General features: G+C 67.9%; 11 protein-coding genes. 4 read left to right on the top strand and 7 right to left on the bottom strand.

The genetic code is table 11. From position 1 onward, the window contains the following. Positions 1 to 72: 72 nt before the first annotated feature. A complete protein-coding gene (locus tag Mschef_RS14220) occupies positions 73 to 1491 on the top strand; it encodes a tryptophan--tRNA ligase (protein ID WP_081129679.1) in 1419 nt (472 codons plus the stop codon). A 215-nt stretch (positions 1492 to 1706) separates the two neighbouring features. Further along, complete coding sequence (locus Mschef_RS14215; protein ID WP_168708801.1) at positions 1707 to 3515, top strand: 3-hydroxybutyrate oligomer hydrolase family protein; 1809 nt, start codon at positions 1707 to 1709, stop codon at positions 3513 to 3515. An 81-nt stretch (positions 3516 to 3596) separates the two neighbouring features. Here Mschef_RS14215 and Mschef_RS14210 read toward each other — a convergent pair whose 3' ends face one another. The 5 genes from Mschef_RS14210 to Mschef_RS14190 form a co-directional block, all read right to left on the bottom strand. Next, on the bottom strand, positions 3597 to 5600 hold the full coding sequence (locus tag Mschef_RS14210; protein WP_081129677.1) for an OPT family oligopeptide transporter: 2004 nt from the start codon (positions 5598 to 5600) through the stop codon (positions 3597 to 3599). Positions 5601 to 5730: 130 nt separating this feature from the next. After that, on the bottom strand, positions 5731 to 6357 hold the full coding sequence (locus tag Mschef_RS14205) for a peroxiredoxin (RefSeq protein ID WP_168708800.1): 627 nt from the start codon (positions 6355 to 6357) through the stop codon (positions 5731 to 5733). Then, the gene (locus Mschef_RS14200) at positions 6354 to 8498 is read right to left on the bottom strand and encodes a S9 family peptidase (RefSeq protein WP_168708799.1); all 2145 of its coding nucleotides are present in this window, start codon (positions 8496 to 8498) and stop codon (positions 6354 to 6356) included. The genes Mschef_RS14205 and Mschef_RS14200 overlap by 4 nt, the downstream gene beginning before the upstream one ends. 444 nt (positions 8499 to 8942) lie before the next feature. Further along, positions 8943 to 10079 carry a glycosyltransferase family 9 protein gene (locus tag Mschef_RS14195; RefSeq protein ID WP_081129673.1) on the bottom strand — a complete coding sequence of 379 codons (1137 nt, stop codon included), beginning with the start codon at positions 10077 to 10079 and terminating at the stop codon, positions 8943 to 8945. Then, on the bottom strand, positions 10076 to 10384 hold the full coding sequence (locus tag Mschef_RS14190) for a hypothetical protein (RefSeq protein ID WP_081129671.1): 309 nt from the start codon (positions 10382 to 10384) through the stop codon (positions 10076 to 10078). The genes Mschef_RS14195 and Mschef_RS14190 overlap by 4 nt, the downstream gene beginning before the upstream one ends. Positions 10385 to 10712: 328 nt before the next feature. Between Mschef_RS14190 and Mschef_RS14185 the strand changes: the two genes are divergently transcribed. Then, a complete protein-coding gene (locus Mschef_RS14185; protein WP_081129669.1) occupies positions 10713 to 11264 on the top strand; it encodes a DsrE family protein in 552 nt (183 codons plus the stop codon). A gap of 224 nt (positions 11265 to 11488) precedes the next feature. On the opposite strand, the gene Mschef_RS14180 is transcribed toward Mschef_RS14185, so the two are convergent. Both Mschef_RS14180 and Mschef_RS14175 read right to left on the bottom strand, forming a co-directional pair. Next, positions 11489 to 12904, bottom strand: a complete 1416-nt coding sequence (locus Mschef_RS14180) for a sigma-54-dependent transcriptional regulator (protein WP_081129666.1) — start codon at positions 12902 to 12904, stop codon at positions 11489 to 11491. Positions 12905 to 12971: 67 nt separating this feature from the next. Then, positions 12972 to 14594 carry a sensor histidine kinase gene (locus tag Mschef_RS14175; protein ID WP_242426531.1) on the bottom strand — a complete coding sequence of 541 codons (1623 nt, stop codon included), beginning with the start codon at positions 14592 to 14594 and terminating at the stop codon, positions 12972 to 12974. Between the two features lie 340 nt (positions 14595 to 14934). Here Mschef_RS14175 and sucC point away from each other — a divergent pair, with 340 nt between their 5' ends. Next, the gene (gene sucC, locus Mschef_RS14170; protein WP_081129662.1) at positions 14935 to 16095 is read left to right on the top strand and encodes an ADP-forming succinate--CoA ligase subunit beta; all 1161 of its coding nucleotides are present in this window, start codon (positions 14935 to 14937) and stop codon (positions 16093 to 16095) included. Positions 16096 to 16100 lie beyond the last annotated feature (5 nt).

The following is a 16100-nucleotide window of genomic DNA, read 5'->3' as shown; positions in this document are numbered from 1 at the left end:
CGTCCGCCACCATGCAGCAACCGCGCGTGCCGGGCCGTTACACTGTGGCGCTGTCGCATCGCAGAGCTGTCCATGAGCGCACGCACCCGCGTCCTGACCGGCATCACCACCACCGGCACGCCACACCTCGGCAATTACGTCGGCGCGATCCGCCCGGCTTTGCGCATGGCGCAGGCTGTCGATGTCGATGCCTTCTTTTTTCTGGCCGACTACCACGCGCTGATCAAGTGCGACGATCCCGAGCGCATCGCGCGCTCGCGCCTGGAGATCGCCGCCACCTGGCTGGCCTGCGGGCTCGATTGGCAGCGCGTGACCTTCTATCGCCAGTCCGACATCCCCGAGATTCCCGAGCTGACCTGGTTGCTGACCTGCGTCACCGCCAAGGGCCTGATGAATCGCGCGCACGCCTACAAGGCCGCAGTCGATGCCAACGCCGCGCAGGGCGAGGACGCCGACGCTGGCGTCACCCTGGGCCTGTACAGCTACCCGGTGCTGATGGCCGCCGACATCCTGATGTTTGGCGCGCAGCGCGTGCCGGTGGGCCGCGATCAGGTGCAGCACATCGAGATGGCGCGCGACATCGCGCAGCGCTTCAACCACCTCTACGGCGCCGGCAAGGATTTGCTGACGCTGCCCGCGGCGGTGGTCGATGAAGACGTGGCCACGCTGCCCGGGCTCGATGGCCGCAAGATGTCGAAGAGCTACGACAACACGATCCCGTTGTTCGCCGGCGGCCCGCGCGCGCTCGAGGACGCCATCGCGCGCATCGTCACCGACTCGCGCAGGCCCGGCGAGCCCAAAGACCCGGACAGCAACGCACTGTGCGCGATCTACCGTGCCTTCGCCACGCGCGCGCAGGGCGATGCCTACGCCGCCGACCTGCGCGCGGGACTGGCCTGGGGCGAGGCCAAGCAGCGCCTGGCCACGCAGATCGAAGACGAAATCGGACCAATGCGTGCGCGCTATGACAGGCTGACCGTCGAGTCGAATCAGATCGAAGAAATCTTGCAGGAGGGCGCCGCCAAGGCACGCACGTTGGCCGCGCCGCTGCTGGCGCGGCTGCGCCAAGCCATCGGTCTGCGTGCACCACAGGCGGGATCGGCGCAGGTGATGCGCCGCAACGATTCAGCTCGCGTCGGCCGTTTCGTGACCTTCCGCGGCAAGGACGGGCATTTCCACTTTCGCTTTCTCGGCGCCGATGGCGCCGACTTGCTGCTGTCGGTGCCGTTCGACACGCCCAAGGCCGCCGCCGATTGGATACAGGTGCTAGACAAGGCCGGCGGCGCGGCCAGCTTCGTCTGGGGGCCGGACAACCTGCACCTGCGCGCGGCCGAGCACGTGGGCGGCCACGCCTTCGAATTGTGGTTCGCACATGAACGTCTGGCCGAGGCCGGGCCTTACGCGGAAGCCGCGGCACGCGATGTCGCCATGCTGCATCTGGTCGATGCGCTGGAAGCGCGCTGGCACGCGCTGCTTGCCGCGCAATCCTGAGCGCGTGCGGCTTGCACGGGATGCGTGCGATCGCGGTGTCCGCCAGCGCATGACGATTGCCGCACCGGCGTCCAGCATCGGCGCACGTGCATGTGTGGGGCGCTCAATCTGCCCGCGCCGCCAGTGCACGCAACCCATGCGCGTTGGCAGCGCATTACGATGCGGTGCTCTCCGCCTGCATGCAGATCGTCGCGATGAATCCATTTCGAGATTCCATGAATGAAATCCTCAGCCGCATGCGGATGCGGTTTTCTGTCCGTGCGGCGCCGGCCACCGAGTTCAACGCGCAACTGGATTTTCTGGTTTCTCCGGTGCGCGAGACACGCCACGACGCCGGCGATGATCTGCTGACCGCGGGTCTGGGTCGCGCCGGCTTGCGCGGCGCGCCGGTGGCGTTCATCCATCCCGCGCAGCCGACGCCCGGCGAAGTGCGCCGGCGTGCGATCCAGATGAGCTGGAAGGGCATCGCCTGGCTGCAGGCGCACGCCGCGGCCGACACCTATGGCACGCTGGCGCCGGTGCCGGGGCGCGAGTACGGCGCCTTCGCGCGCGCGCCCGGCGTGCATGACACGCATCGCGTGCTGGCGCAGATTCCGGACCATTTCGATCACCGCGCGCGTTGCCTGCTGGTGGCTCCGGCGTCGGGTTCGCGTGGCGTGTACGGCGCCATCGCAGTGGCCGGTGCGTGGGGCCTGCCACGTGGTTGCGCGGTGGTCTATACCGACAAGGCCGGCGGCAGCGGATACTTCGATAGCGCCAGCAATACCGGCGTGGCACTGGATGGCACGCGCGCCCAAGCCGGCAGCACGCCACTGGAGTTCGAACCCGGTTCGCCGCTGGCCGGTCGCGATGCGGTCGGCGTGAAGCAGGCGCACAGCGCCGACAACACCGAGGCGGATTGGGGCCGGCACACCCTGCAGGCGGCACGCTTCGGGCTGGCCATGCTGGAGCGCGCGTTTCCGGCCGAGGCGCCGTTCACGCCGCACAACACCCGCATCATCGCGGTAGGCATCTCCAACGGCGGCGGCGCGGTGCTGCAGGCTGCGGCCAGCGACGACCTGCGCCTGCTGTCCGGCGTGGTCGCCGGCGAGCCCAACATCCACGTCGAAGGCGGGCGTCCGCTATACGACTACGCCACCGAGGCTGCGCTATGGCTGCCCTGCGCGCTGCTCGATCCGCATTTCGACAGCGCCCCCGGCGCGCGCGGCAATGCGCTGCTGACGGCATCCGGCGCCGCGCGCTGCGCCACGCTGAAGGCGCAAGGCCGGCTCGCCGGCAGCAGCTTGCCCGAGCAGGCGCGCAATGCCTGGGAATACCTGCGCGCGCAGGGCTGGAGCGAGGGTGCGCTGCGCAGTGCCGCGATCTGTACCGCGTTCGACCTCTGGCGCAGCGTCGCGGTGCTGTATGCCGCGGCCTATGCACGCGGCGGCAGTGCGCCGATGCCCTGCGGTTACCACTACGCCGCGCTCGATGGCCATGGCCAGCCGACGCCCGCGACCGCCAGCGTGCGCGCGCAATGGTGGCCCGATGCAGCCGGGGTGCCCCCGGGCAATGGCGTGGGCATCATCGACACGCGGCAGTCGCCGCCGGACTTGCATGCGCCCGGTCTGGTCTGCCTGCGCGCGCTGTGGACGGGCGCGGACGCACTTGCACAGCGTCTGCGTGCGGGAGTCGCCGCCACGCGCGGCGGCATGCCGCGCGCCGGACTGCCGGTGCTGCTGGTGCACGGCGCCGAGGATGGACTGATTCCCGCCGCTTTCAGCAGCGCGCCGTACATGGCTGCCGCGCGCGCGGCGGGTTTGCCGGTGCGCGAGTGGCGGGTGAGCCCGGCGCAACACTTCGATGCTTTCCTCGCGTTGCCGGGCTTCGCGCAGCAGTACGTGCCGCTGGTGCCCTATGTGCACGCCGCGCTGGATGCGCTGTGGGCGCACCTCGCGCAGGGCAAGGCGCTGCCCGACGATGCCGAGATCAGGGCCGTGCCCGGCCTGCCGCCGACGCCGGCGAATCTGCGCCTGCCGCAGTAGCGCCTGGATGCAGGGCCTCGCGAACAGCTTGACGGCCCGATCATGCCCAGAGGCCCGGGCGCTTCCACCGCGTGCTGCGTCCTACCCTGCTGCGCGCCGGCCGAGTTTGAACAGCCACGCGTACATGGCGACCATCACCAGCACGAAGCTGGCACCGCCGATCCACACCGCGGCGTGCGCGAAACCGGGGCCGACCAGTGCCAGCGGTGCGTCCTTGCCCGAGAACACCACCAGCGCGGCCAGTGCCACGCCGATCAGGCTTTCGCCGACGATCATGCCCGAGGCCAGCAGCACGCCGAGCTGCTTGGTGGCCTCGGGTTTGGTGGTGCGCGCGGCGCGGCGATCGAACATCGAACCGGCGATGGCGCCGATCACCACCATCAGCGTGGTCGAGGTAGGCAGGTAGATGCCCAGGCCCACCGCCAGCGGTGGCAGGCGCGCGGTCTTGCCGCGCCGTGCCAGCAGTTCGTCGAGGACCACGATGACCACACCGATGGCGGCACCCAGACCGATCATGCTCCAGTCCAGCTTGTGCTCGATCACGCCTTGCGCCAGTGCCGAGATCAGCGCCGCCTGCGGCGCCGCCAGCGCCAGCGCCGGGTTGGTGCCGGGCATGCCGGCAAAACCGTAGGCCTTGAGCAGCAGGTCGAGCACCGGTGGAATCACCGCCGCGCCGGCGATCACGCCGATCACCAGCGCCACCTGCTGTTTCCACGGCGTGGCGTCCACCAGTTGCCCGGTCTTGAGATCCTGCAGATTGTTGTTGGCGATGGTCGCCACTGCGAACACCACCGAGGTGACGAACAGCGCGAACGCCACCAGCGCCGGCTGCGCGCCGACCGGCAGGCTGGGCGCCACGCCCAGCACCAGCAACAGCGCGGCGGCGATGATCACCAGGATGCCCACGCCCGACAGCGGGCTATTGGACGAGCCGATCAATCCGGCCATGTAGCCGCATACCGCCGAGACGAAAAAGCTCATCAGCACCACGAACACCAGCGCGCCGATCACCAGCAGCGCGATCTGCGCGCGCAGGCCCGCGATCAGACCGAAATGCAGCAGCATCCAGCCGATCGGTAGCAGCGACACCAGCGTGATCAGGCCGACCAGGCCGATCGGCAGGTCGCGCTCGGTGCGTGGCAGCGAACTGGCCTGGCCCGCCTTGCGCACGCGCGCCGCCGCCATCGCCCCGCGCAGACCGCTGACCACCGGCCGCACCAGCTTGACCAGCGTCCAGATCGCCGCCACGCCGATGGTGCCCGCGCCGACAAAGCGCACGCGCGCCGCCCACGCCGCCTGCGCCACGTCCACCACCGAACCCGCCGCGGGGTGCAGCGCGGTGAACACCGGCACCAGCCCCAGCCAGCCGATCAGCAAACCCAGCAGCATCGACAGCCCCACCCACAGGCCCACCAGATGCCCCACCGCGAACAGCGCGAACGACAGGCTGAAGTCGAATCCGGTCAGCGCGCCCTTGTCACCGATGCGGAAATACGTGGCCACGTTGCCGGCGAAGATGCGCGTCGCCACCACCACCGCGAATCCCGCCGACACCAATGCGCTCAGCGTCACCGCCAGCAGCCCGGCCTTGTTCTCCTTGTCGGCCACGCTGCCGCTGGCCGCGGCGCTGCCCACTTTCAGCACCTCGGCGCAGGCCACGCCTTCCGGATAGGGCAGGTCCGAGCCGGTGACCAGCGCGCGGCGCAGCGGGATCGTGTACATCACGCCGAGGATGCCGCCCAGCGCGCACACGCCGAAACTCATCCAGAACGGAAACCCGCTCCACCAGCCCACCATCACCAGCCCCGGCAGCACGAAGATGATGGCCGACAGCGTGCCCGCCGCCGAGGCCAGCGTCTGCACGATGTTGTTCTCCTGCATGTTGCTGCCGCCCAGACCCTTGAGCAGCGCCATCGAGATCACCGCCGCCGGGATCGAGGTGGCGAAGGTCAGCCCCGCCTTGAGTCCGAAATACACATTGGCGGCGGTGAACACCAGGGTGATCACGATGCCGAGGAGGATCCCGCGGACGGTCAACTCGCGCGTCGACGGCGCACTGGTGGCGGCAGGAGTGCTGCGAGTCATGCGCGTGTCCCCTCTCCAGCATTCAGGCTGGCTGCGGCGCTGCGCGCCGGATCGCGCGCAGCGTACCTGTTGATCCGGGCGGCGAAATGGTGCCCCTGTTTCTGTCGCTATCGCGCCCAGGCGCCGCCGATCAGGGCGTCTTGTGCTCGTGCAGGCGCTGCACAATCGCCAGAGAACGCGTCACGTGCTGGATCGGCGAGATGCCGTCCTTTTCGCTGGACATCGACGCCACGACCTTGCCGTCGGGTGCGATCACGAAGGTCGTGCGCGCGAAAAAGCCGTGCGTGATGGTTTGGCCGTGGATGGTCTTGGCCCCTTTCTGCGGCGGATACAGCTTGACCCCGTACAGGGCGCCGATGCTGCCGCTGGGGTCGGAGGCGATCGGGAACTTGCCGGCGCAGAAATTCGGATCGATTTCGAACTTGTTGAGCATCGCGATCGAATTTTCCGATACACCGAGGATGCTCGCCCCGGCTTTGGCGAACTGGGCAGCGTGCGTCGAGAAGGTGTGCGCTTCCAGGTCGCAGCCGCTGGTATAGGCAGCCGGGAAGAAGTAAAGCACGACTGGACCCTTGGCGAGCGCCTGCTTCAGCGCGAAGGTGTAATCGTGTCCCGCAAGCGTGGCAGGCAGCGTGAAATCAGGAGCCGTGACGCCTGGTTCCAGCATCGTCTTGGGCATTGGGGCCGCCAGTGCCGGAAACGCAACCCATGCGACCATCGCGGCAGCCATCAAAGTTCCGATCCAGCGTTTGTTCATGGCGATATGCTCCGGGTGAGTGAGGCCTTGAGTTTTTGCATCATAGCTTCGGATCCGTGCACGGAGCGTCGAGTGTCGGCCCGTGCGACCGCACCCGCACCCGCGCCGGCCCGGTTTGATGGCTGCATGTGGGCAACCACCCAATCGTAGATCGCACGGTAGTAGAGCTCGCGGTGCACGGGATCCTGCGGCATGTGATGTGCGCCGGGAATGCCGATGAAGCGCACCGGGACGCGCCGACTGGCGAGCGCGTGGTAAAGCGCGAATGATTCGGTGATCGGCACGGTGATGTCGGCGGTGCCGGAGATGATCAATGTCGGCGTGGTGATCTGCCCGGCATAAGTGATCGGCGAGCCGCTGCGATACAGCGCCGCGCTGCGCGGATCCCACGGGCTGCCGCCCAGCGAGTCCCGGGTCCAGGCCAGGTTGCCGTCACCCGCGAGTTCGTACTCCTGCGTCCAGTCGACGACGCCGTCGGCGACCACCGCGCAGCGCCAGAAGTGCTGGTGCGCGATCAGCCACGCCGTCATGTAGCCGCCGTAGGAATGCCCGACCGCGGCGATGCGCGCGCGATCGACGATGCCCTGTTTCTCCAGCATGGTGATGCCCGAGATAATGTCGCTGTCGGGGCCGACGCCAGGGTCGCGATAAATCGCATGCTCATGCGCGTTGCCGAGGTTGTCGCTGCCGCGATAGTTGGGCTCGAAGACCAGATAACCGCGTGCCGCGAACAGATCGCGCAAGGGGCCGATTTCGCCGCCATCGAAATGCTCGGTCGAAGCCGCCTCGGGGCCGCCGTGGCTGTACACCACGAGCGGGTAATGCTGTCCGGGCTGGTAGTCGTCCGGGTAAGTCAGGATGCCGTCATCGGCCTGGCCATCGGGAGCGCGCCACGAGACCTCGACGCTGCGCGGATAGGCATAGTCCGAGAATGCGTGATTGAATGATGTCAGGGCGACGGGCCGGCTGGCCAGGGTGCGCAGCAGATAGAGTTCGGGCGCGCGCGTGGCGCTGTCGGCGACGAATGCCAGCGCGCCCTGCGCCGAAACCGCGACGAGCGAGGGATTGAGGCTGCCGAGCGCCAGCGCGTGCGCAGCACCGTGCAAGGGCTGCACGAAGATCTTCGTCCCCACGTGGTCGTCGACGACGGCGACCACGCCACGCGCAGCCGGGAGCCACGCATACGCGGAGTAAACGTCGCGGTCCATGTCCGCGCTGATATCACGCGCGCCGCCACCGGCCACTGAGGTGACGAGAACATCCATGTCGCTCACCGGGCCGGGGCCGTGCGGGTACAGAAAAGCCACCGCGTCGCCCTGCGGCGCGAATTCCGGCGTGTACTCGTAGGAACCGTGGGATGTGAGCGCATGCACCGCGCCCGTGGCCACGTTCACCGCGGCGATGGTGGTCTGGTCAGTGTCGCTGTCGTCGGCATCGATCTGTCGGGTGAAGACCAGCCATTTCCCATCCGCCGACCACGCGGGCGCGCTGATCGATCCGGCGAATGGCGGCGGATTCTCGAGCACGCTCGTGGGGCCGTGGGTGAGCTGTCGCGCGTCGCCATCTTTCAAGGACAGCAGCCAGATATGCGAAGGCGCGGGTGCGCGCGTGATCTGGTAATCATCGTCATGGATGTCGAAGAGATCATGATGCGCGCGTCTGGCTTTCGCGCCCACGCGTGGATTGTCGGGGGTGACGAAGGCGATCGTGTTGCCATCGGGGCTCCAGGCGAACTGCTCGACGCCATTGCGCGCGTCACTGACGCAGCGCGGCGTTCCGCCGTTCGCCGGAACCGTATAGATCTCGGATTTCCGCTTGCCGACTTTGGCGATGAAGGCGAGCGTGCGGCCATCGGGGGACCAGCGCGGCATCTGCAGGTCGCGCATGCCGCGCACCAAGGCTTGCGGTGCGCCGCCGCGGGTGTCCACCACGCGCAGCGTCGCAGCGTAACGGTCGTGCACGAAATCGGGCTTGAGCGTGAGGAAGGCGATGCGCGAGCCGTCGGGCGAAAATTGCGGCGCGGAATATTTGGTCAGTGATCGATATGCCTGCCAGTTGATCGGTGCCACGGTTGCCGCCTGCGCGCATGGCAGGGAAAACGCAAGCAAGACCAGCGTCAGGCAAGCAAGGTATCGCTTCATCGGAGAGTGTCCCGTTTCGATGGGGTGGCAGGGCATGGACATCATGTGTCGCGCGACGAGGAAACAAAGCGGCTGCGAATCCTGATTGATTCCGTGGCGGTGATTCGGTGGCGGCACGCTGCGCAGGCATCGCGGCACGCCGGTCGGACTCGCGTCGACGCGGGGAACATCGCGCGGCATGCGACTGGCGTCAAGCGGCAGTGCCGCGGCGCACGCGGCTCGCGGCGCAGCGTGCCGCATGCGTGCTGGTCAAGGTGGGCGAATGGTGGCATTCGCAAACCGGATCGTCGGGCATCGCGCGTCGGATCGATGCGCAGGCGCTGGCCGGTTCGGGATCGTGTCCGGCTTCACCTGCTTGGCGAGTTGTCCCAACGCGGCTGCCGCTGTCCGGGGGGCCGTCTGCTCTTGTGAAATCGGCACCTGATCAAGGACGGCAGGCGCGGCTCAGAGAATGTTGATATCCGTGGCGGTGCAGGCGTCATCCAGCAGCAGGCGCGCGACGCATGCGGGTTCGATGCGTGCCAGGCATTGCGGGGCATCTGCGTGCCGGCAGGTTTTGGCGTAGCAATTGAGGCAGCCATCGCGCGCCTGCAGGGCGCGTACCTGCGGGCCCAGCGGCTTCACCCGGCGCGCGTCGGTTGGTCCGCAGAGAACGACCAGCGGGCGTCCGCACACGGCGGCGACATGGGCGATGCCGGTGTCATTGGCGATGATCCAGCGTGCCCGCGCGCAGACGCTGACGATCTGCAGCAGATGCAGATCATCCAGGTGCACGACGCGTCCGGGATGGCTGCGCGTGATGGCCGCGCGGATACGCGCGCATTCCTCGGCCTCATCACGCGCGCCGATCAGGACGATGCGTTCCAAGCCGCGCTCCAGGAGCAAGCAACCCAATTGCGCGTAGCGGTCTGCGCCCCAACGTTTCAGCCAGCCAGCCGCCTGCGAACCGGGCATGAAAACGGCGAAACCCCGCGCCGTCAGGCCATGCCGTTGCAGCAAGTCCAGTGCCGCGTCGGCCAGCGTGGGTGGTACCCGCAACAGTGGACGCGTCGTGCGCGCTTCGATCCCCGCGTGTGCCAGCATCGCGCGCATCGCCGCGATCGGGTGCAACCCGCGCGTGCGGACTGCGTTGTGCAGGGTGTAGGGAAATCCACCGCGCCAACCCAGGCGTTGCCGGATGCGGCATCCAAGCATCGGCAGCAAACCGATCAGCAGGCGCGTGTGGTCGCTGGCTTGCAGGTCAACCAGCAGGTCGTAGTTCCCCGCGCGCACGGCGCGCAGCCAGTGCCAGGCTTGCAGCAGGCGCTGGCCCGGCGCGCGCACGTCGATGGCCAACACGCGCTCGAAACGCGGGTCGGCGGCGAATAGTGCCTGCGCCGCGGGTAGTGTGTTCAGGTGCATGGTGGCATCGGGAAACGCCAGCCGCAGGTCTTCCATGATGGCGGTGGCCAAGGCCACATCACCCAGGGCGCTCCACTTGATTACCAGGATGCGTCGCACGCCGCGATGCCACGCGGGGCGCGTGGCATCGCGCCGGCCAGCGCCCGAGTGCAGCCGCGCAGGCGCCAGCGGGGCGTTCATCGCGCGGGGACACCGGTATCCTGCACGGCCGTGCCGGCCAGCGCCGCGCGCGCGCGCAGCTGCAGCGCGCGCCAGTGCGCGGGGCAGGCATCAGCGCGCGGCGTACTGGCCGCGATCAGGCGCAGCACAAGCGCGTAACGCTCCGCCAGCGCGCGCGCGGCGTCGAGCTCGGCGGACAGCGCGCGAAAATCATCCAGGTCGACCAGCGGTCGCTTGACGGTTCGGCACACGCCGATACAAGTCTGCGGCACCTCCTCGATGCGACCGCAGCCGATGCATTGCCAGATGTCGAGGATCTCGGGCATGACGCGCTCCAGCGGAACCAGCGCAGAGTGTGGCGCGCTCCCCGGCGGTGCGGGATGACTTGGATCAAGACGGGGGCCAGGGGTTTGGACTGCGGGCGATCTTCGCGCGTTGCAAAATGCCCGGAATTCCTGCGCCAAACCAGGTGTCTGGCCCAAGCGGCTGCCGCGCCGGTTTGGCCTGTCGCGATCGGGCAGGGCGCCCCTGTCAGTCGATGGCCGCTGGGCTGGATCGCGACCCCTGCGTCACCGACCGGGCTTGGCCTCGCAGCGCGCGTGGCGTAACGTGCGATCGGGTGCAGCATCCATCCATGCTTCCTGCGGGGTGTCCATGAAACGTCTGGCGTTTGTCGTTGTTTTGCTGCTGTCCGCGCTGCCGGTGTCCGCTGTGGCGGCGCCACCGGCGCAGGGCTGGGCGTTTCCCGTCATCCAGGGCTACGGTGGCATCCACGTCTGGAAACAGGCGATCGATCGCCCGGATCCGGCCGCGACCTACAAGACCCTGTTCGTCATCCATCAAGGCGACCCGAAGTCCAGCCAGGCCAACTTCGGCCTGCAGCAAGTCGCGCGTGCGCTCAACGAATTCGGTGCTGCCGGCGTCCCGTCCGACCACCTGAAGCTCGAGGTCGTCATCACCGGGCCGGCGACACCGCTGGTACTGGACGGGCCGGCGTTCATGGCCAGGTACCATCACGCCAATCCCGATCTGGACCTGATCGCCAGGCTGCAGCAGGCCGGCGTGCACCTCATGGTGTGCGGCAATGCCCTGTACGGCTTCGGGTTCACACCCGGCGATCTGAACCCGGACATCCAGATCGCGCTCTCCGCGTTGACCACCACGATCATCGCGCAGAGCCAGGGCTATGCCATCGTCCAGATGTGATGCGCGGATGGGGTCCGCGGGAATCTGGAGTTGGCGGCGCGAGCCGCGGGCGTGTCGTGGCCGGTTCGGGCGCGCCAGGATCCGGTTCCATCCGATCATGCCGGCGGGCACGGCGTGGCCCGGACGGGGCGCAAGCGCCTGCCGCTCCAGTCCGGCGGCGCGAGGCTGCGTGACGTGGCGCCGGTTGAATGACCTGTGCGCGGGCAGCGCCCGCGCATGAGGCCTCAATCGATCCCCAGCTTCTTGAGCTTGTAGCGCAGCGCGCGGAAGGTGATGCCCAGTTCGCGCGCGGCGGCGGTCTTGTTGTAACGGGTTTTCTGCAGGGTCTGCATGATCTTTTCGCGCTCGAGGCCGGTGATCATGTCGTCCAGCGATTGCGGGCCGGCGTCGGCGGCCGCGGTAGCGGGGTCGATCGCTGCGCTGCCGGCATTGCCATTGGCGGGTGTGCCGGCGGCGGGCATCAGCATCAGGTCGCTGCGTTCGATGCTGCCGTTGTCGCACAGGGCCACGGCGCGCTCGAGGATGTTTTCCAGCTCGCGCACGTTGCCGGGGAAGGCGTAATCCAGCAGCGCCCTCAGCGCCTCGGGCTGCAGCCGCGGCGGCGCGTCCATGCCGTTGTCGGCGGCGAGGCGTTCGAGAATGCGCGCGGTCAGGCGCGGCACGTCCTCGCGGCGCTCGCGCAGCGGCGGCACGCGCAGCTCGATCACGTTGATGCGATAAAACAGGTCCTGGCGGAACAGGCCGCGCTCGACCAGCCGCGCCAGATCCTTGTGCGTGGCCGAGAGGATGCGCACGTCGACCGGAATCTCGGCGTGCGCGCCGATCGGACGCACGGCTTTCTCCTGGATCACGCGCAGCAGCTTGACCTGCATGTGCATGGGCAGGTCGGCCACCTCGTCGAGGAACAGAGTGCCGCCGTGCGCGGCCTGGAACAGCCCTTCCTTGTCCACGTTGGCGCCGGTGAAGCTGCCTTTCTTGTGGCCGAAGAATTCGCTTTCCATCAGCTCGCCGGGGATCGCGCCGCAGTTGACCGGCACGAACGCGCCGCCGCCGCGCGGGCCCTGCTCGTGGATCAGACGCGCGACCAGTTCCTTGCCCACGCCGGATTCACCCGAGATGTAGACCGGCGCCTGGTTGCGCGCGAGCTTGGCGATGGTGGCGCGTACCTGCTCGATCGCGGGCGAGGCGCCGACCAGGCGGCTGGCTGAGCTGGTTTCGCTGCCGGCGGCATCGTTGTCGGGCGCGATGTTCTCGCCCTGTTCGCGGCGCTGCTGGCCGAGGCGCAGCGCGGTTTGCACCAGGCGCCGCAGCATGTTGATGTCGACCGGCTTGGAGACGAAATCGAAGGCGCCGGCCTTGAGCGCATTGACCGCGGCATCGACGTTGCCATAGGCGGTGATCATCGCCACCGGCATCTCGGCGTACTCGGCGGCGATCAGTTCCAGCAGTTCCTGCCCGGAGCCATCGGGCAGGCGCATGTCGGTGAAGCACAGGTCATAGCGGCGCTCGGCCAGCAGGCGTTTGGCGTCGCCGACGCTGCCGGCGGAATCGACCAGCAGGTTCATGCGCCCGAGGGTGATGGTCAGCAGTTCGCGGATGTCGCGCTCGTCGTCCACCACCAGTACGGTCTGTTTGCTCATGTTCCTATCCCTGCCTGCGACGGTTGCTGCGCCTGAGAGTAACGCCGCAGCGCTGTTCGGCAAAGGCTCATGCCGGCGTGGCCATGCGCACCGAGGCGCCGAGGCTGATGCGGAAGCAACTGCCGCCGCCGGGCACCGGCACGTATTCGAGCGTGGCCTGGTTGGCGTCGCACATCTGCCGCGCCAGATACAGGCCCAGCCCGGTGCCCATTTCGTGCGTGGTGAAGAATGGCTCGAAGATCTGTGCGGCCACCTTGGGCGGAATGCCGGGGCCGCGATCGACGATCTCGAGCAGCGGCGGCCCTTGTTCGGTGGCATTGCGTGCGATCACCATCACCCGCGCCGGTTCGCCGGGCATGCGTCCGTAGCGCAGCGCGTTTTGCACCAGGTTCCATACCACCTGCTGCAGGTGCTGCTGATCGACCAGTGCCTCGACCGTGCGCGCCTGGGTGATGGCGCGCAGGCTGTCATCGCCGAGGTCGTTGGACTCGGAGTATTCCTCGACGAAGCGCAGCACCCAGTCGTTGAGGTCCAGCACCTCGGGGCGCGAGCGGTCGCGACGCGAGAGTTGCAGGATGTTCTCGACGATGTCGTTCAGGCGCACGCAGTGGTTGTTGATGATCTCGACCATGCGCGCATCCTCGGCGTTGAGTTCAGGCGATTCGGCCAGCAGTTGTGCCGAATAGCGGATCGCCGCGAGGGGATTGCGGATCTCGTGCGCGATCGAGGCCGACAGCCGCCCCAGCGAGCTCAGGGTCATTTCCTCGGCGCGCCGCGATACCAGGGACGTGTCATCAAGAAAGATCAGCGCGTGCGAGTCGTCGTTGGCGGCCAGACGCGTGAAGCGCGGCACCACCTCGGGCACGCCCTCGGCCAGCGCCACGGCGGTTTCGTCCACGCGCGCCAGATTGCGCCAGTGGTACAGGCGCCGCGACAGCTCCGGGGCCAGGCTACCGAGATCGCGCTGCTCGCTGCCGGGGCTGCCCAGCAGCAGCCACGCCGATTCGTTCATCTGGTGGATATGGTTGCCGGCATCCACCAGCAGCACGCCGGTTTTCATGCGCTTGATGATCAGCTCGTTGACCTGCGCCAGGTTGGCCAGGTCCAGGCCACGGCGTTCGGCCAGCGCCTCGCTGGCGCGCATCTGCCGACCCAGCGTGTGGTTGAGCCAGGCCGCGGCGATGTAGGTGAAGGCGAACAGCAGCGCCTCCAGCAACAGGCGCACCGGACTGTTCTGCGCGAATACGTCGAACACGCCGAGCAGCATCAGCGCAGCGCTGGCCGCACCCGACAGCATGAACGCGGCGCGCAGCGAGAGCAGCGCCGCCGCCGCGCTGAGATTGACGATCAGCAACCCGGCGATGCCGGTATGCGCATCGGGGATGGCGGTGATCATCAGCATCGCCGCGATCACATCGATGCCGACCATCAGCGGCAATTGCGCGCGCAGGTGCGGCAGTGCGCGCCGCGTATTCAGCAGCATGACCACGGCGAGGACCACGTAGACCACCGAAACCCAGCGCGCCAGCGAGGGCAGTTGTGGTTGCACCAGATCGCCCAGCCACGGGCTGAACGCAAGCCCGATGTAGGTGCTGGCCTGCAGCACGCGGTACAGATTGGTGAAGTACAACTCGCGGCGCACGATCTCGCCGGCCGACAGGTGCGGGTTGGTGTCGTGTGCAGCCGCCACGCGCGAATCCTCGTGCAGGTCGATGGGTCGGGCCGACGTCCGCCAAGTGGTGCGCGGATTGCGCATTGCGCTCACGGACGCAAGGCGACCGAGGTTGCGCTTGGTGTTCCGCCCCGATTGACGCGGCCGCAGTATAGGCGAAGCGCCGCGCGCCGCGCGCTGGCGAGGTGGCGCGGCGGGTCCGGGGTCCGCATTCACGCCGCTGCGCGGATGCATGTGCGATGCACAACTTTGCCTCGGACGCAGATAAGGCCGAAAATAGACGGCTCGCCGCGGTCCGGTGCCCTGCGCCGATGCTACGCCGCCGCGTTCCCTTCCCCCGCAATCCCCGAGGTCGTGCATGAATTTCCACGAATACCAGGCCAAAGAATTGTTCGCCGAGTACGGCATCGCCGTGCCCGCGGGCAAGGTCGCCAATAGTCCCGATCTGGCGGTCGATGCCGCCAGGGCGCTGGGCGCCGGTCCCTGGATGGTCAAGGCGCAGATCCACGCTGGCGGCCGCGGCAAGTCCGGTGGTGTCAAGTTCTGCAAGACGCATGCGGAGGTGAAAACCGCCGCCGCCGGCATGCTCGGCACGCGCATGAGCACCTACCAGTCGGCCGGGCGCGCGCTGCCGGTGAACGAAGTGCTGGTGACCGACGCCGGCGACATCGCCAAGGAGCTGTATCTGTCGATCCTGGTCGATCGCGGCAGCAAGGCGGTGACCTTCGTCGCCTCCAGCCGCGGCGGCGTCGACATCGAGCAGGTCGCGCGCGAAAACCCCGAGGACATCCACGCCATCACGGTTGATTTCATCCAGGGCCTGCAGCCTTACCAGTGCCGCAAGCTGGGTTTTGCCATGGGTCTCAACAGCAAGCAGGTGGGCCAGCTCACCAAGATCATGCTGGGCCTGTACAAGCTGTTCAACGAGCAGGACCTGGCGCTGATCGAGCTCAATCCGCTGGCCATCCTCGCCAATGGCGACCTGATGGCGCTGGACGGCAAGGTCAACTCCGACGACAACGCCGAGTTTCGTCACCCGCGCCTGGCCGCGATGCGCGACAAGACCCAGGAAGACCCGGCCGAGGCCGAGGCCGCCGAGAACAACCTCAACTACGTGACCATGGACGGCAACATCGGCTGCATGGTCAACGGCGCGGGTCTGGCCATGGCCACCATGGACGTGATCAAGCTGGCCGGAGCCGAGCCGGCCAACTTCCTCGACGTCGGCGGCGGCGCCACCAAGGAGCGCGTGACCGAAGCGTTCAAGCTGATCCTGTCCTCGGACAAGGTCAAGGCGATCCTGGTCAACATTTTCGGCGGCATCGTGCGTTGCGACCTGATCGCCGAGGGCATCATCGCCGCGGTGAAGGAGGTCGGCCTGAATATCCCCGTGGTCGTGCGCCTGCAGGGCACCAACGTCGAGAAGGGCCGCGAGCTGCTGGCCCATTCCGGGTTGAAGATCACCTCCGCCGACGACCTCAACGACGCCGCGCGCAAAGCCGTGGCCGCCATCGCCTGAAGGAA

Source organism: Metallibacterium scheffleri (assembly GCF_002077135.1).
Lineage (GTDB): Bacteria > Pseudomonadota > Gammaproteobacteria > Xanthomonadales > Rhodanobacteraceae > Metallibacterium > Metallibacterium scheffleri.
The sequence above is the reverse complement of the archived record's forward strand: the minus strand, read 5'-3'. Positions and strand labels throughout refer to the sequence as shown.